Below are 16,904 nucleotides of genomic sequence, written 5' to 3' on the forward strand. Positions count from 1 at the left end.
ATCAGACCTCTTCCACTGACAGAACGCCATCCAGCGACTTGATCGCGCCTTTGATCTGCGGGTTGATCGGGAAGTCCTGCCCCAGATCCATCTCGACATCGCCCGGCAGTCCTGGGTCCATCAGGCACAGCTGGATCGGCCCTTTTGCAGCCCCCTTCGCAGCGCTGGCGGCATCCGCCAGCACGCTTGCCACTGTGGGCAGCACCTGCGGCTGATCGACGAATATGCGCAGGCCGGTCGCACCCGCCTCGGCCACAACCGAATCTACCGGACCAACCGAACGACCCAGAAGTTTCAGCTGATCTGCCTCCATCGTCGCCTCGGCGGTCAGAACCACCTGCGCGCCCGTCTCAAGATATTCGCGCGATTTCTCCAGCGTTTCCGAGAACAGCGTGACCTCATACGCACCAGTCGGGTCCGAAAGCTGCGCAAAGGCAAAGCGGTTGCCGCGGGCCGATTTCCGTTCCTGCCGGCCGGCAACAACCCCGGCCATCTTCGCGATCAGAGGGCCAGAGCGCGCCTTTTCCGTCACCTCATCCAAGGTCAGCACCTGTTTGCGTTTCAGTGCAGGCATGTAGTCGTCCAGCGGATGGCCCGACAGGTAGAAACCGATGGCTTTGAACTCTTCGCTCAGGCGTTCAGCAGGCAGCCAATCCGGCGTCGGCGACAGGCGCGGTTCGGGTAGGTCGTCCCCCGCCTCGCCAAACAATGACACCTGGTTCGAGTTCTTCTGTTCGTGGATCGCCGCCGAATACTGCACTAGCGGATCGAGGCTTTCGAACACGCGGCGGCGGTTCTTGTCTAGTTCATCAAAGGCCCCGGCCCGTGCCAGCATCTCCAACGGGCGCTTGCCGACCTTTTTCAGATCAACCCGGCGCGCGAAGTCGAACAGGTTGACAAAGGGTTTATCACCCCGACCATCAACCACAAGGCTCATCGCCTCGACACCCACGTTTTTCAACGCGCCCAGCGCATAGACAAGATGCCCATTGTCCACATCAAACGTGGCCTGAGAGCGGTTCACACAAGGCGGGATGTAAGGCAGGTCCAGCCCCTTGCGGACCTCTTCAAAGTAAACGGCCAGTTTATCGGTCAGGTGGATATCGCAGTTCATGACGCCCGCCATGAACTCAACCGGATGGTTCGCCTTCAACCAGCCGGTCTGATAGCTGACCACCGCATAGGCGGCCGCGTGGGATTTGTTGAAGCCGTAGTTGGCGAATTTCTCCAGCAGGTCGAACACCTCGGAGGCTTTCTTGGCATCCACACCATTCTCTGCGGCGCCCTTTTCGAATTTCGGGCGTTCGGCATCCATCGCCTCTTTGATCTTCTTACCCATAGCGCGGCGCAGCAGGTCAGCGCCGCCGAGGGAATACCCGGCCATCACCTGAGCGATTTGCATCACCTGTTCCTGGTAGACGATGATGCCCTGCGTTTCCTCAAGGATATAATCGATCAGCGGATGCACGGATTCGATTTTCCGCAACCCGTTTTTGACCTCACAATAGGTCGGGATGTTCTCCATCGGACCGGGGCGATAGAGCGCCACAAGGGCCACGATATCCTCGATACAGGTAGGTTTCATGCGCTTGAGCGCGTCCATCATGCCCGAGGATTCCACCTGGAACACCGCCACTGTCTTGGCCGCGGAATAGAGCTTGTATGTCGGCTCATCATCCAGCGGGATGGCGTTGATCTGGTTCTCGGCCCCTTCAGCTGGTTCATAGAGCTCGGTCCCGTCCGCCGCGACATGCAGAGGCCGCCCGGATTTGAAGATCAGATCCATCGCGTTCTGGATCACGGTCAGCGTTTTCAGACCCAGAAAGTCGAACTTCACCAACCCGGCCTGTTCCACCCATTTCATATTGAACTGGGTCGCAGGCATGTCGGACCGAGGGTCCTGATAGAGCGGCACTAGCGCATCCAACGGCCGGTCGCCGATCACCACACCCGCCGCGTGGGTCGAGGCGTTCCGCAACAGCCCTTCAACCTGTTGGCCATAGTTGAGCAAACGCTCCACCACCTCTTCATTCCGCGCTTCTTCGCGCAGGCGCGGCTCATCCTTCAGGGCCTTTTCGATTGAGACGGGTTTAACCCCCTCAACCGGGATCATCTTGGACAGCCGGTCGACTTGCCCATAAGGCATCTGCAAAACCCGCCCGATGTCACGCACGGCAGCCTTTGACAGCAACGCACCAAAGGTGATGATCTGCCCCACCTTGTCACGCCCATATTTCTGCTGCACGTAGCGGATCACCTCTTCCCGGCGGTCCATACAGAAATCGATGTCGAAGTCGGGCATCGAGACCCGCTCGGGGTTCAAGAACCGTTCGAACAGCAAGCTGTAGCGCAACGGATCAAGGTCAGTGATCGTTAGGGCATAGGCTACCAGAGACCCCGCACCCGAGCCTCGACCCGGTCCTACCGGAATATCATGATCCTTGGACCATTGGATAAAGTCGGCAACGATCAGGAAGTAGCCGGGGAATCCCATGCCTTCGATGATCCCCAGCTCAAAATCCAGACGTTCCTGATATTCCTCGGGCGTCACCGCATGAGGGATCACGGCCAGACGTTTCTGCAGACCCTCATTCGCAATGCGGCGCAGTTCGGCCACTTCATCATCGGCAAATTTGGGCAGTATGGGATCACGACGATAGGCCATAAAGGCGCAACGGCGCGCGATCTCGACCGTGTTCTCGATGGCCTCGGGCAAATCTGCAAACAGGGTCACCATTTCCTGCTGCGACTTGAAAAAATGCTGCGCGGTCAGACGGCGGCGACCGGCTTGCTGATCGACATAGGCCCCCTCGGCGATACAGATCAGCGCATCATGCGCCTCATACATATCCGAGGTTGGAAAATAGACGTCATTGGTGGCGACCAGAGGCAGGTTCTTCGCATAGGCCATCTCGACATGACCGCGCTCGGTCAGGCGCTCGGCCTCAGGCTGGCCGTCCTCGCCCGGATGGCGTTGCAGTTCGATATACAAACGATCCGGGAACATCCCCGCCAACCGGTCGACCAGAGCCTCAGCCGCAGGGCGCTGACCTTGCTGCAGCAACATTCCCACTGGGCCTTCTGGTCCACCAGTCAAACAGATCAGACCCTCCGACCGATCCGCCAGCTCCTCCAACGTGACCTGCGGCAACTGCCCGCCTTTGTCCACATAGAGGCAGGAGCTCAGCTTCATAAGGTTCTCATACCCAACCTCGGACTGCGCCAGCAGCACCAGAGGCGCAGGCGCTTTCGGCTTCTCACCGGGTTGCGGCTGCACATAGGTCAGATCGACCTGACACCCCATGATCGGCTGAATCCCGGCCCCGCTGGCGGTGACTGAAAACTCCAGCGCCGAGAACATCGAGTTGGTGTCGGTCACCGCAACGGCGGGCATCTCTGCCTTCTCGCAAAGGCCGGGCAGTTTTTTCAGCCGCACAGCGCCTTCCAGCAGGGAATATTCAGTGTGAACGCGAAGGTGAATGAATCGAGGGGTACTGCTCATACCCCGCACGCTATCCCAGTCAGCAGCGACGAAAAAGCGGGAACCGACTCTGTGGACTGCTTAAAAAATCAGCAGCGATTATTCTGATTTTTTAGAAGGTGCTTCGGGTCAGACTCAGCACCGCTTCAAAAATGGTCTTTATTTACAAGTGCCTGACTTCTAAACAACTGCAATATTCACAGGTCGTTCCGGTCCAATGGTGCATCATATAGGCAGTTTTTCTTGCCAGATAAGGTGCGCTGTTTCTAACATCTGACGGCAAGCACTTCGCCCGCCACTCTTTCTACGTCGCATCGAAGGAGGGCCCAACGGGCGCAACCGGGTAAGGCGACGGGTTTCACGAATGGACATCACGTTTCTTCTGAACGGAGAGACAGTGCAGCTGTCGGATGTTAGTCCGACGGTCACCCTGCTGGACTGGCTGCGCGAAGATCGCGGCCTGACCGGCACCAAAGAAGGCTGCAACGAAGGCGATTGCGGCGCCTGCACCGTGATGGTCACCGAAGAGGGCAGCGCCAAGGCCCTGAACGCATGCATCCTGTTCTTGCCCCAACTGCACGGCAAAGCCGTCCGCACCGTCGAGGGCGCAAGCGGCCCAAACGATGAACCTCATCCGGTCCAGAGCGCAATGGTTGACCTGCACGGCTCACAATGCGGCTTCTGCACCCCCGGCTTTGTGATGTCGATGGTTGCCGGTCACGCAAATGGTGCAACCGACCACGACACCCAACTGGCCGGCAACCTGTGCCGCTGCACCGGCTACGCCCCGATCATCCGCGCCGCGAAAGCCGCCGAAGCGCAGCCCGTCCCGCAATGGATCACCGACGACCATTCCTTCTCTTGTTCAAAAATACCTCGGGGGGAGGCCACAGGCCAGGGGGCAGAGCCCCCCTTCCTCCCCACGTCATCCGACGAATTGGCGGAAGTCTATGCACGGCACCCCAACGCGACACTCATCGCCGGTGCAACCGATGTCGGCCTTTGGGTCACCAAGCAACTGCGTGAGCTTGACCCGGTGATCTTCCTCAACGGCTGCGAAGACCTCAAACAGATCACAATCACCGACGACGAAATCCGCTTCGGGGCAATGGTCGACATGAACCGGATGGGCGAGGCTATTGCTGATCTCCACCCCTCCTACGCCGAAATGATCCGTCGCTATGCCAGTGTCCAAGTGCGCCATGCAGCCACCGTCGGAGGCAACATCGCCAACGGCTCGCCCATCGGGGACAACCCGCCTGCGCTGATCGCTTTGGGTGCAACTCTACACCTTCGCAAAGGCGACGCCCGCAGGTCCCTTCCTTTGGAAGAGTTCTTCATCGACTACGGCAAACAAGACCGCGCGCCCGGCGAGTTTGTCGAGGCCGTCAGTTTCCCGCGTCAGGCGGATCGACTGAAGGCTTACAAACTCAGCAAACGGTTCGATCAGGATATCTCGGCCGTGTGCGGGTGTTTCAATATCACCGTGTCGGACGGCACCGTCACCGCAGCGCGCATTGCGTTTGGTGGTATGGCGGGCACTCCGAAACGGGCAACCCATGTCGAGGCCGCACTGATCGGCAAACCCTGGACGCGCGAGGTGATCGACGCCGCGCTGCCCAGCTTTGCCGAGGATTATTCACCACTCACGGACATGCGCGCCTCGGCAACTTATCGGTTGGAGACCGCCAAAGCGATGCTGGAACGGTATTTCCTGGAAGATCAGGGCGAAGTGACAGACGTGCTGAAGGTGACGGCATGAGCGTGACCAAACCCCTCCCCCACGACGCGGCCCCGCTGCATGTGGCCGGTGCCGCACGTTATGTGGATGACATCCCGACGCCAAAGGGCACCCTGCATCTGGCCTTTGGTCTGAGCCCGATTGCCAAAGGTACAATCAGTGCGATGGACCTGTCGGCAGTGAAAGCTGCGGATGGCGTGGTGCAGGTGATGACGGCCGAGGATCTGCCTTTTGCCAACGATGTCTCTCCTTCGATACATGATGAACCGCTGCTGTCGGATGGTACGGTGCACTATATCGGTCAGCCGGTGTTTCTGGTCGTCGCCACCAGCCATCTCGCCGCTCGCAAGGCCGCGCGGTGGGGCAAAATCGACTATGTCGAAGACACCCCGATCCTGACCATCGAAGACGCTCTGGCCGCCGACAGCCGGTTCGAGGATGGCCCCCGCATCTACGCCAAGGGCGACGCAGACGCCGCAATCGCTAGCGCGCGCCATATCATTGAAGGAAGCTTCGAGCTTGGCGGGCAAGAGCATTTCTACCTTGAAGGTCAGGCGGCCTTGGCCGTGCCGAATGAAGGCGCGGATATGCTGGTCCACAGTTCAACTCAGCACCCGACTGAGATCCAGCACAAGGTGGCCGATGCACTGGGCGTTCCCATGCACGCGGTTCGGGTTGAGACTCGTCGGATGGGCGGCGGGTTCGGTGGCAAGGAAAGTCAGGGCAATGCTTTGGCCGTGGCTTGTGCTATCGCCGCGCGCGTAACCGGCAAGGCCTGCAGGATGCGCTATGACCGCGATGATGACATGATCATCACCGGCAAACGCCACGCGTTCCGCATTTCCTACAAGGCCGGGTTCGATGAAAACGGCCACATTCAGGGCGTCTCGTTCCTGCACCACGCGATTTGCGGCTGGGCGCAGGACCTGTCTCTGCCCGTCGCCGACCGTGCGATGCTGCATTCGGACAACGCCTACCTGCTGCCCAATGCGCGGATCGAAAGCCACCGGCTGAAGACCAACACCCAATCCGCTACCGCCTATCGCGGGTTCGGGGGCCCTCAGGGTATGGTCGGGGTCGAACGCGTGATGGACCACGCCGCGCATGCGCTGGGTCTGGACCCGGTCGAACTGCGCCGCCGTAACTACTACGAACCCGCCCACAAGGTTGCTGAGGCGGCACCGGCGGAAAAACCATTGGGGCACCCTGACCCGCATGAAGACCTGACAAGCCGGGGCGCAGTTGAGATGGGCGATGCGCCCATGCGCCCTCTGCCTGCAGGCGGAAACACCACGCCCTACGGTATGGAGGTAAGCGATTTCGAACTGCATGGCATCACCGAAGCTCTGCTAAAATCCAGCGACTATGCCGCGCGTAAAGCGGCTGTCGAAAAGTGGAATGCAGAGAATAGCGTGATCAAGAAGGGTATCGCCTTCTCTCCGGTCAAGTTCGGGATTTCATTCACGCTGACCCACCTCAATCAAGCAGGTGCGTTGGTGCATGTGTATCAGGACGGCTCGGTCCATCTGAACCATGGCGGCACCGAGATGGGACAGGGCCTGTTCCAGAAAGTCGCACAGGTCGCTGCGTCGCGCTTTGGCATTCCGCTGGAGATGGTCAAGATCACCGCGACTGATACGGCCAAAGTGCCCAACACCTCGGCCACGGCGGCGTCTTCGGGCAGCGACCTGAACGGCATGGCGGTCAAAGCCGCCTGCGACACGATCCGCGACCGCATGGCCGACTATCTGGCCGAGCGTCATCAGGCCGACCCCTCGGCAGTCACCTTCGCGGATGGGTATGTGTCGATCGGCGAAGAACGTTACACCTTCGCCGAAGCCGCAGCACTGGCCTATCAGGGCCGCATAAGCCTGTCGGCAACGGGTTTCTACAAAACGCCCAAGATCGAATGGGACCGGATCGCAGGCCGGGGGCGTCCGTTCTTTTACTTCGCCTATGGGGCCTCGGTGACCGAGGTGGCCGTGGACACGCTGACCGGCGAGAACCGCATACTGCGCACCGATATCCTGCATGACGCAGGGGCCTCGCTGAACCCGGCGCTCGATATCGGACAGGTCGAAGGCGGCTACGTTCAAGGCGCAGGCTGGCTGACGACCGAGGAGCTGGTCTGGGATGGTAAGGGCAATTTGCGGACACACGCGCCCTCGACCTACAAGATCCCTGCCTGCTCGGACCGGCCCGACATCTTCAACGTATCACTTTGGGATGGCGAGAACCGCGAGGATACGATCTATCGCTCGAAAGCGGTGGGTGAGCCGCCCTTCATGCTGGGTATATCGGCGTGGTTGGCCCTATCGAACGCGGTCGCAGCCTGTGGTGAAAGCTATCCGGCGCTGGATGCACCCGCTACGGCCGAAGAAGTCTGGCGCGGCGTCCAGCGGATGAAAGGAGGCATCTGATGGGCTTCGACCTGGATGCTTTGAGGGAGGCGGTCAAATCCCACGAACAGGTGACTCGCGTGGTCATCGCCGCAATCAAGGGCTCGTCCCCACGTGAGGTTGGTGCCGCGATGTTGGTCTGGAAAAACGGGCAAAGCGGAACGATCGGCGGTGGCACGTTGGAGTTTCAGGCCGCCGAAGCCGCGCGGTCCCAATCCGCCCCCACCCGCCTGACCCATCACGCGCTTGGCCCCGAGTTGGGCCAATGCTGCGGCGGTGCAGTTTCACTGTTCAGCGAGGTCTTTGATCAAAAGGCGGTTGAAGCACTCGACGACACGGTCATAGCGCGGTCCGCTTCTGCAGGCGAAATGCCTCTCTCCGTGAAACGGTTGCTGACAACTGCGCGCGGTCAGGGGATCGCCCCCGAACCGCAGCTGATCGACGGCTGGATGGTTGAGCCGGTTCACAAGCCAACCCGAAACCTGTGGATCTGGGGTGCGGGACATGTAGGTCGAGCACTGGTGGACGTGCTGTCTCCCCTGCCCGACATCGCGATCACCTGGGTCGACACCGGGCCTGAACGCTTCCCGGCCTCGGTCCCAGCAGGTGTCACCACAGTTCCAGCGACCAAACCAGCCAAGCTGGTTCGCCATGCACCGCCCAATGCCGAGCATCTTGTGCTGACTTATTCACACAATCTGGACTTGGAACTATGCAACCAGCTGCTTTCGCATGATTTCCGCTTTGCGGGGCTGATCGGCTCGGCTACGAAATGGGCGCGATTCCGGTCGCGGCTGGCAGCTCTGGGGCATGCGCCTGAACAGATCAGCCGGATCACCTGCCCAATCGGCGATCCCGCTCTGGGCAAACACCCGCAAATGATCGCCGTTGGCGTCGCCGCGCAGCTTCTGCGTCCGGCCCAACAGACTGAGTTGAAGAAGGACCTGAGCGCGTGACCACTCCACTCTTAAGCCTGCAAGGGCTGACCAAGGCCTATCCCGGCGTCGTGGCCAATGATCAGGTGTCGTTCGACATCGGCGAAGGCGAAGTACATGCGCTGTTGGGCGAAAACGGCGCAGGGAAATCCACGCTGGTCAAGATGATCTATGGGCTGGTGAAGCCGGACAGCGGCACCATGATGTTGCGCGACCAACCCTTTGCCCCAGCGGAACCCCGCGCGGCTCGGGCGGATGGGATTGCGATGGTGTTCCAGCACTTCTCACTGTTCGACGCGCTGAACGTGGCTGAGAATATTGCGTTGGGGATGGAAAACCCACCGCCGATGGGCGATCTGGCCTCGCGGATTCGCGAAGTGTCCGAGACCTACGGCTTGCCTTTGGACCCGTACCGCACGGTCGGCGATCTGTCTGCGGGAGAGCGTCAGCGCGTCGAGATCATCCGCTGCCTACTGCAAGACCCCAAGCTGCTGATCATGGACGAACCAACCAGCGTGCTGACCCCGCAAGAGGTCGAAATCCTGTTCGAGACGCTGAACAAATTGCGGTCTGAGGGCACCTCGATCCTCTATATCTCGCATAAACTCGAAGAAATTCGCACGCTGTGTGACCACGCCACGATCCTGCGCCTGGGCAAGAATGTCGGCGAGTGCATTCCGGCCGAGACGTCCGCACGCGATATGGCCGAAATGATGGTGGGATCAACGTTGCAAACGCCGGAACGCTCAGGTCGTGAGTTCGGCGAGGTTGCGTTGGATGTCAGCGGTCTGTCGGTGCCATCACCTTCGGAGTTTGGAACGGCGCTGAAGAACGTCCATATGACGGTCCGCAAGGGTGAGGTTCTTGGCATCGGCGGTGTCGCTGGCAACGGTCAGGATGAGTTGCTGGGCGTGCTGTCCGGTGAGATTCAAACCCCTGCCGATGCGATCAAATTCAATGGTCAGCAGATCGGCAAACTCGGCCCGACCGCCCGCCGGAAACTGGGTGTGCTGACCGCGCCTGAGGAGCGTTTGGGCCATGCCGCTGCGCCGGATATGAGCTTGACCGAGAATGCTCTGCTGACCGGGTCGGTGCGCGAAGGTTTGGAGAACAAAGGGTTCCTCAAATGGTCCGAAACCAAAAGCTTCGCTGAAAAGATCATCAGCGCGTTTGACGTCAGAACGCCCGGCCCTGAAAACGCGGCACGGTCGCTGTCAGGCGGGAACCTGCAGAAATTCGTGATTGGTCGGGAAGTCTTGCAGAACCCTGAGGTGCTGGTGGTGAACCAACCGACATGGGGTGTGGATGCGGCGGCGGCTGCGTCGATCCGGCAGGCCATTCTGGATCTGGCGGCCAAGGGAACGGCGGTGATCTGCATCAGTCAGGACTTGGACGAGTTGATGGAGATCTCAGACAGTTTTGCGGCCCTGAACGAAGGGCGGTTGAGCGCGCCTCGGGAGACAACAGGCCTGACCGTTGATGAGATCGGCCTGATGATGGGCGGTGCCCATGGCATGGAGGTGGCGCATGTGTGATCTATCGCGTCGCCTACGGCGAGAGTATTGGAAAAAGACGAAGACGGGCGGGGAATAAGTACATGATTGTGTTGGAGAAACGGCCGCAACCGTCGAAAGCGTGGTCCTATGCGACCCCCGTGGTGGCGGTGATTGCCACGATGGTCTTCGGCGGCATCTTGTTCGCCATTCTGGGCAAAAACCCGATTGAGGCCATCGGCACCATCTTTTGGGAGCCCTTGTTCGGCGAGTTCGCATTTTACTACCGCCCGCAACTGCTGGTGAAAGGCGCGCCATTGGTGCTGATTGCGATCGGCCTGGCGTTGGGTTTCCGCGCCGGCATCTGGAATATCGGGGCCGAAGGGCAGTACATCATGGGTGCCATCTTCGGGGCCGGGGCCGGGCTGGCCTTTTATCCTCTGGACGCCTTTTACATCTTTCCGATCATGGTGATCGCAGGGGCCTTTGGCGGCTGGCTTTGGGCGATGATCCCGGCCTTTCTGAAGGTTCGTTTTGGCACAAACGAAATCCTTGTCTCGCTGATGCTGGTTTATGTGGCCGAGCAGATGCTGGCCTCGGTGTCTTTGGGCTTGCTCAAGAACCCCGAGGGGTTTGGCTTTCCCGGTTCGCGTAACCTGCAATCCTATGACAGCGCGCATAATGCCGAACTGATAGCCGGATCGGGGATGCACTGGGGTGTCGTGACGGCCCTCATTGCGGTGATCTTTTCCTATGTTCTTTTGAACCGGCACATGCTGGGCTTTCACATCCGTTTGACCGGTGAAGCTCCGCGTGCTGCAAAGTTTGCCGGTGTGAACCCTGCCCGCCTGATCCTGTTTTGTCTGGGCCTGTCCGGCGCTCTGGCCGGTCTGGCGGGGATGTTCGAAGTCTCGGGCCCCTCGGGCGTGGTCAGCATCGACTTTAACGTGGGCTATGGCTTCACCGCGATCATTGTGGCCTTCCTTGGCCGCCTGCACCCGGTGGGTATCCTGCTGGCCGGTGGCTTGATGGCGCTGACCTATATCGGCGGTGAAATCGCGCAGTCTCAGCTCGGCCTGCCTGCCGCTGCCATTCAGGTGTTCCAGGGGATGCTCCTGTTCTTCCTGCTGGCATTCGATCTTCTGACAAACTACCGCATCCGTGCGGCCCGTAGCGAGGTAGCGTAATGGATCTTGGTGAAATCAATCCCGTCCTTCTGGTCGCCTCGCTCATGGTTGCCGCGACCCCCTTGCTGCTGGCCGCGATCGGAGAGCTTGTTGTCGAGAAAGCAGGCGTTCTGAACCTCGGCGTTGAGGGCATGATGATCGTGGGCGCAATCAGCGGCTTTGCGATCTCAGTCGAGACCGGCTCGCCTTGGCTTGGCTTTATCGCGTCAGCGATCGGTGGGGCTGTACTGTCTCTGCTGTTCGTACTGCTGACGCAGGTTGCCTTGGCCAACCAGGTGGCCAGTGGCCTTGCACTAACGCTCTTCGGCCTTGGGTTCAGTGCCCTTTTGGGCCAAAGCTATGTGGGGGTCAAACCGCCGAGCATGGGGGATATTCATATCCCTCTGATCAGCGATATCCCTGTTATCGGGCCGATCTTCTTCCAGCATGACCCGATCCTCTATGTCGGCATCGCTTTGACGGCGGGTGTCTGGGCCACACTGAAATACACGCGCGTCGGTCTGATCCTGCGCGCGGTGGGTGAAAACCACGATGCGGCGCATGCGTTGGGCTACAAAGTCATCAAAATTCGCATCATGGCGATCCTGTTCGGTGGGGCATGCGCCGGGCTGGGCGGCGCCTATATCAGCCTGATCCGGGTCCCGCAGTGGACCGAGGGTATGACCGCCGGTGTCGGCTGGATCGCTCTGGCGCTAGTGGTGTTCGCCAGCTGGAAGCCATGGCGTGCCTTGCTGGGTGCCTATTTGTTTGGCGGCATCACCGTGTTGCAGCTTAATTTGCAGGCAGCGGGCGTTGCCATTCCTGTCGAGTATCTGGCAATGTCGCCCTACATCATCACGATCCTTGTGCTTGTGATCCTTTCGGCCGACAAGAGCAGCGCACCTGCCTCACTGGGCCGGATTTTCCACGCCTCGCACTAGGGGCCAACTGAACCAACTTGGGGAGTAACACATGAAATTCACGACACTTCTGGCAAGCGCCGCCATGGCGCTGGGTCTGGCCTCGGGGGCCATGGCTGCCGACGACAAGACCAAGGTCGGCTTCGTCTATGTCGGCCCGGTGGGCGACGGCGGCTGGACCTATGAACACAACAAAGGCCGCCTGGCGGTTGAGGAAGAGTTCGGCGACAAGGTTGAAACCGTCTTTGTCGAATCCGTTCCCGAAGGCCCGGATGCCGAGCGCGTCATGACGCAAATGGCGTTGGAAGGCGCTGACCTGATCTTCACCACCTCGTTCGGCTACATGGACCCGACCATTAACGTGGCGAAGAAATTCCCGAATGTGAAATTCGAACACGCCACCGGCTACAAAACCGCCGACAACGTCGCTGTCTACTCGGCCCGTTTCTATGAAGGCCGAGCCGTTCAGGGCCACATCGCGGGTAAGATGACCAAGTCGAACATCATCGGCTATATCGGTTCCTATCCGATCCCTGAGGTGATCCGTGGCATCAACTCGGCCTATCTGCATGCCAAGAAGGTGAACCCGGATGTCGAGTTCAAGATCGTCTGGGCCTACACTTGGTTCGACCCTGCAAAAGAGGCTGACGCCGCGACCGTTCTGATCGAACAGGGCGCAGACGTGATCCTGCAGCACACCGACTCGACCGCGCCTCAGGCGGCTGCGCAAGAGGCGGGCAATGTTGTCACGTTCGGCCAAGCCTCGGACATGAGCGAATACGCCCCATTCCCGCGCGTATCTTCGATCATCGATGACTGGGCACCCTACTACATCGCACGGACCAAAGCTGTCATGGATGGCACCTGGGAAAGCGCCAACACATGGGACGGCATCCGCGAGGGTATGGTCGCAATCGGCGAGATCTCGGATGCAGTTCCCGCTGATGTCAAAGAAGAGGCTCTGGCGCTGAAAGCGGCCATGGCTGCAGGTGAATACCACCCCTTCACCGGCCCGATCAAAAAGCAGGACGGCAGCGACTGGCTGGCCGAAGGTGAGGTCGCAGATGACGGAACGCTGGCAGGTATGAACTTCTACATCGAAGGTCTGGAAGGCGAGATCCCGCAGTAAGCTGCAGGGCGTATCGAAAAACCAAAGGCCCGCATTTAGCGGGCCTTTTTTTGGGCTACATTGCCCAGATCAAGGTTTGAAACCTCAGTGCCCCGTCAGCACCAAGGTGTTCACCGGCATCAGGATCAGACGCAACCGCAGACCGGCCGCATGAACCACTCCAATCGTGTCGACCACATGCAGGAACGCCTTGTTCCAGAACCCTAGGCTTTCATCCTCTAGCTTGTGGTGGTTGTCGGTATAGACATTCGCCAGACAGTTGCTGCCCGGAGGGATGTCATCCGCCATGCCTTTATACAACGGCTCCATATACACCAGAATCGAACCCGGCACTTTGTTGTGCTGGACGTCCCGCAACTCGTCTGTTGGACGAATCTGACCTGAGGGGATGACGTCCTGCACCTCGACCACAACCATCGGGATCACCGTGAAGGGTTTGGTCATGCAACCCAGTTCTCCAATCATTCCAGGTTTGATGACCTGAGCAGACATCTGGTTGAACGCAGCCTGAAAACGATCATGGCCCGAGTGCGAAGGCACCAGAATGCCAGCCGGGCGCAACAGCGGGCTGACATAGTCACCAACCTGCAGACCGAACTGTTCGATCCGACCTGTAACGCCCGCGCTGATCACCGTCTTGTCCAGCTCGGTCAGGGCCGCATCCAGCTGCGCATTGGCACTGGCCAGTTGGGCTGGGATCAGCTCCTCAATCTGCTGCACCACGGCGGCGCGTTGTGACTGGGCGGCAGTGACCTGCGCTTCGCGCTCAGCCACCAGATTCTCCAACCGCTCGATCTCGGCCAGACGCACCGCGCTGGAGCCTTCGTCGCGCAGTGTGGTGTTACGCTCTAGGTCTTCGACCGATTGCGCCAAAGCCGCGCGCGCACCAGCGATCCCGGCATCCGCCTGCGCCAGGTCCGTCTCGGCCACTTTCAGTGAGGCTTGAACCTGCGCGATCTGTGCATGGGCGGCCTGAACCTGCGCCTGCTGGGTGAAATCTTCGATCCGGAAAATCGGCTGGCCCGCTGTCACCGTATCGTTGTTGCTGACATAGACCTCAGACACCCGCCCGCCCAGTTGCGGCAGGATCGTGACCGTCCGGAAATACGAGGCCGCCGTGCTGGAGGCCGGATGAAAGTAGAACAGCGTGGTGATCACGGACAGCGCCAGAATGGCACAGGTGGTCAAGCCCCAGCGCAGCTCGTACCACATGGTGAAAAGGGTGATCTCATGCCCGATCCGCTTGCCTTGGACAAAGCGTCGGAACAGGAAATCCGGCAGCACCGTAATCAGGGCGCAGAGCATCGTTTCGATCATGACTTACTGCTCCGACGTCGTAGAGGTTTGCGGTGCCGGAGGCGTCAGTTCAGCAGGTGCCTGAGGCGCAAGAGACTGTCCAAGTGAGCGAATGGCATCCGCTATGTTTCGCATCGGGGTCGCAAAATCTGGGAATTGGAAACCGGCAACCAGAACGGCTGCAACCCAGAAAATGCCGTTATGTGTAAACAGCGCCAGAAGCGCCAAAATTCCTACCAACTGGAACTGAGGGTGATTGTTCTCATGCGCCATTTTCTCGGGCACCGAATGCAGCGTCAGATATCCGACACCAATCAACACAACCAGAACGACAAAAAACACGACCATTGCCGAAAAGAGGTAGTCGCTCCCATCGGCTGCGACGACATATTTTGGGATATGTCCCGTGGCCATGGGATGGAGGTCCGCTGCAGTCACCTTAATCTCCTTCTTTTCTATGATGCGTCTTTGGCCGGGTTGATCGCCAAATTCAAGCCTGCTTATAGTCTCCCGAAATCCAAGCATATTCTTATAACAAGCACCAAGACCCTTATGACATCTGCTTCATCACAATCCATCCCGGTCACCCTGCGATGATCGACTTTCTAATCATCGGCGGCGGCATCGCGGGCCTCAGCGCGGGCGCGCGTTTGTCTGCTCATGGCTCTGTCACTGTTCTCGAGGGCGAGGACGCTCTGGGCTATCACTCATCGGGTCGCTCGGCTGCGATGTTCGAGGAAAACTACGGCCCGCCCTCGGTGGTTGCGCTCAATCGGGCCGGGGTCGATTACCTGCGATCAGCGAACGAAGGCTACCTGACCCCCCGAGGCCTCATGCTGGTTGCAGGCCACGATCAGGCTGACCTGTTTGCCAAAGACGTCGAAGAATTGAACGTACGCTCCATTTCACCGCAGCAAGCCATCGACAAAGTCCCGATCCTGAACCCGGACGTTCTGGCCCATGCCGCCATCAGTGTGGACGCCTTCGACATCGATACCGACCGCCTGATGCAGGACTTCGCGCGCGTGATCCGAGGCAATGGCGGCGCGGTCCTGACCTGCCAGGCCGTCACAGATATCCGCAAAACCGGCCATTGGGTCGTTCAGGCGGGCGATGTGTTCGAGGCCCGGAACCTGGTCAATGCAGCTGGCGCTTGGGTGGATGAGGTCGCCGCGATGGCTGGTCTGCCGCCTATTGGCATCGTGCCGAAACGCCGCTCCATCGCGCGCATTCCCGCACCCGGAGGGCATGACGTATCCAACTGGCCCATGCTGATGGGTCCGGGGGAAGGTTGGTACGCCAAGCCTGATGCGGGGAAGTATCTGGTCTCGCCCTCCGAAGCCGAGCCGACAACGCCTCATGACGCCTATGCCGACGATATGGTTCTTGCAGAAGGTCTGGCGCGGTATGAGGCGATGGTGACAACCCCTGTCACGCGGCTCGAGGCGAACTGGGCCGGTCTGCGTAGTTTCGTGGCGGATGGCACGTTGGTGCTGGGGCCAGACCCGCAGGACCGCTCGTTCATTTGGTGTGCGGGTCAGGGTGGATACGGGTTCCAGACATCGCCGGCTGCCTCGTCCCATCTGACCAGCCTTGTGACGTGCACGCCGTCTGAACTGCCTCAGGACATTGTCAATCAGTTGCATGTGGAAAGGTTGCGATAATGACCAAACGCGCTCTGCCTTCGAATGCCAGCGTCGCGACACAAGGCGATGGGGCTCGAATGATCGCCCCAGCCGCAAGCCGCAACTCGGACGCGCTATGCGCCTTGCTGGCCAAGATGGCCCCTGCCACGGGCCGCGCACTGGAAATCGCCAGCGGCACCGGCCAGCATGTTGCCGCCTTTGCAAAGACACTGCCCGACTTGGTCTGGCAACCCACAGAAATCGACCCCGAACGCCGCGCCAGCATCGACGCCTATGCGACGGACGTCTCCAATATCCTTCCCGCCACCGATCTGGATGCAACCTCCGCAGGCTGGCGCGCGGCATTCCAAGAGCAGGACCTGATCATTCTGATTAACCTGCTGCACCTGATCTCTTGGCCAGAAGCTGACACGTTTCTCAGCGAGGCCTCAAAGGCTCTGAGTCCGGCAGGTCGCCTCATCATTTACGGCCCCTTCAAGCGAGACGGCGCTTTGACCAGCCCAGGTGACGAGAAATTTCACGAAGCTCTGGTCTCACAAGATCCAGAGATCGGGTACAAGAACGACACAGAGATCAAAGCCTGCCTACAGCGCTACGGTCTGCAACTGCTTCACTTGGTCGAAATGCCCTCCAACAATCTGGCGTTTGTTGCTCAAAGACCGAAAACCTGACCAGCGATTGGGTCGATCAAAGCCTGC

Annotated in this window: 12 protein-coding genes; 9 read left to right on the top strand and 3 right to left on the bottom strand. The window is 59.7% G+C overall.

Annotated features, from left to right (window positions below):
- Window position 1: 1 nt before the first annotated feature.
- Complete coding sequence (dnaE, locus tag ACRZ95_RS17730; protein ID WP_170680284.1) at window positions 2-3,502, bottom strand: DNA polymerase III subunit alpha; 3,501 nt, start codon at window positions 3,500-3,502, stop codon at window positions 2-4.
- Between the two features lie 343 nt (window positions 3,503-3,845).
- Between dnaE and xdhA the strand changes: the two genes are divergently transcribed.
- The 7 genes from xdhA to ACRZ95_RS17765 all read left to right on the top strand — a co-directional run bounded on the left by xdhA (window position 3,846) and on the right by ACRZ95_RS17765 (window position 13,264).
- Entirely contained in the window at window positions 3,846-5,243 is a 1,398-nt protein-coding gene (gene xdhA, locus ACRZ95_RS17735; RefSeq protein ID WP_170680282.1) for a xanthine dehydrogenase small subunit, read from the top strand.
- Window positions 5,240-7,642, top strand: a complete 2,403-nt coding sequence (gene xdhB, locus ACRZ95_RS17740) for a xanthine dehydrogenase molybdopterin binding subunit (protein ID WP_170680280.1) — start codon at window positions 5,240-5,242, stop codon at window positions 7,640-7,642. The genes xdhA and xdhB overlap by 4 nt, the downstream gene beginning before the upstream one ends.
- Complete coding sequence (gene xdhC, locus ACRZ95_RS17745) at window positions 7,642-8,577, top strand: xanthine dehydrogenase accessory protein XdhC (RefSeq protein ID WP_170680278.1); 936 nt, start codon at window positions 7,642-7,644, stop codon at window positions 8,575-8,577. The genes xdhB and xdhC overlap by 1 nt, the downstream gene beginning before the upstream one ends.
- Window positions 8,574-10,091 carry an ABC transporter ATP-binding protein gene (locus tag ACRZ95_RS17750; protein WP_170680276.1) on the top strand — a complete coding sequence of 506 codons (1,518 nt, stop codon included), beginning with the start codon at window positions 8,574-8,576 and terminating at the stop codon, window positions 10,089-10,091. Before xdhC ends, ACRZ95_RS17750 begins: the two co-directional genes overlap by 4 nt.
- Window positions 10,092-10,153: 62 nt before the next feature.
- The gene (locus ACRZ95_RS17755) at window positions 10,154-11,236 is read left to right on the top strand and encodes an ABC transporter permease (RefSeq protein ID WP_170374478.1); all 1,083 of its coding nucleotides are present in this window, start codon (window positions 10,154-10,156) and stop codon (window positions 11,234-11,236) included.
- Window positions 11,236-12,156 carry an ABC transporter permease gene (locus ACRZ95_RS17760; RefSeq protein ID WP_170374475.1) on the top strand — a complete coding sequence of 307 codons (921 nt, stop codon included), beginning with the start codon at window positions 11,236-11,238 and terminating at the stop codon, window positions 12,154-12,156. The genes ACRZ95_RS17755 and ACRZ95_RS17760 overlap by 1 nt, the downstream gene beginning before the upstream one ends.
- Window positions 12,157-12,187: 31 nt before the next feature.
- Window positions 12,188-13,264 carry a BMP family ABC transporter substrate-binding protein gene (locus ACRZ95_RS17765; RefSeq protein WP_170374472.1) on the top strand — a complete coding sequence of 359 codons (1,077 nt, stop codon included), beginning with the start codon at window positions 12,188-12,190 and terminating at the stop codon, window positions 13,262-13,264.
- 84 nt (window positions 13,265-13,348) lie between these two features.
- Here the strand turns inward: ACRZ95_RS17765 and ACRZ95_RS17770 are convergent, their stop codons facing one another.
- Window positions 13,349-14,581 carry an HlyD family secretion protein gene (locus ACRZ95_RS17770; RefSeq protein ID WP_170374469.1) on the bottom strand — a complete coding sequence of 411 codons (1,233 nt, stop codon included), beginning with the start codon at window positions 14,579-14,581 and terminating at the stop codon, window positions 13,349-13,351.
- A gap of 3 nt (window positions 14,582-14,584) precedes the next feature.
- Window positions 14,585-14,998 carry a hypothetical protein gene (locus tag ACRZ95_RS17775; protein WP_480555316.1) on the bottom strand — a complete coding sequence of 138 codons (414 nt, stop codon included), beginning with the start codon at window positions 14,996-14,998 and terminating at the stop codon, window positions 14,585-14,587.
- 155 nt (window positions 14,999-15,153) lie between these two features.
- Here ACRZ95_RS17775 and ACRZ95_RS17780 point away from each other — a divergent pair, with 155 nt between their 5' ends.
- Together ACRZ95_RS17780 and ACRZ95_RS17785 are read left to right on the top strand one after the other, a co-directional pair.
- Window positions 15,154-16,224, top strand: a complete 1,071-nt coding sequence (locus ACRZ95_RS17780; RefSeq protein WP_170680274.1) for an FAD-dependent oxidoreductase — start codon at window positions 15,154-15,156, stop codon at window positions 16,222-16,224.
- Window positions 16,224-16,877 carry a DUF938 domain-containing protein gene (locus ACRZ95_RS17785; RefSeq protein ID WP_170680272.1) on the top strand — a complete coding sequence of 218 codons (654 nt, stop codon included), beginning with the start codon at window positions 16,224-16,226 and terminating at the stop codon, window positions 16,875-16,877. The genes ACRZ95_RS17780 and ACRZ95_RS17785 overlap by 1 nt, the downstream gene beginning before the upstream one ends.
- Window positions 16,878-16,904: the final 27 nt, after the last annotated feature.

Source organism: Ruegeria sp. AI3, assembly GCF_056541245.1.

Bases quoted from the DNA above. Each gene is read 5' to 3' on its own strand.
- xdhA (WP_170680282.1), top strand. From the start codon at position 3,846: ATGGACATCACGTTTCTTCTGAACGGAGAGACAGTGCAGCTGTCGGAT.
- dnaE (WP_170680284.1), bottom strand. From the start codon at position 3,502: ATGAGCAGTACCCCTCGATTCATTCACCTTCGCGTTCACACTGAATAT.
- xdhC (WP_170680278.1), top strand. From the start codon at position 7,642: ATGGGCTTCGACCTGGATGCTTTGAGGGAGGCGGTCAAATCCCACGAA.
- ACRZ95_RS17780 (WP_170680274.1), top strand. From the start codon at position 15,154: ATGATCGACTTTCTAATCATCGGCGGCGGCATCGCGGGCCTCAGCGCG.
- ACRZ95_RS17785 (WP_170680272.1), top strand. From the start codon at position 16,224: ATGACCAAACGCGCTCTGCCTTCGAATGCCAGCGTCGCGACACAAGGC.
- ACRZ95_RS17765 (WP_170374472.1), top strand. From the start codon at position 12,188: ATGAAATTCACGACACTTCTGGCAAGCGCCGCCATGGCGCTGGGTCTG.
- ACRZ95_RS17760 (WP_170374475.1), top strand. From the start codon at position 11,236: ATGGATCTTGGTGAAATCAATCCCGTCCTTCTGGTCGCCTCGCTCATG.
- xdhB (WP_170680280.1), top strand. From the start codon at position 5,240: ATGAGCGTGACCAAACCCCTCCCCCACGACGCGGCCCCGCTGCATGTG.
- ACRZ95_RS17755 (WP_170374478.1), top strand. From the start codon at position 10,154: ATGATTGTGTTGGAGAAACGGCCGCAACCGTCGAAAGCGTGGTCCTAT.
- ACRZ95_RS17770 (WP_170374469.1), bottom strand. From the start codon at position 14,581: ATGATCGAAACGATGCTCTGCGCCCTGATTACGGTGCTGCCGGATTTC.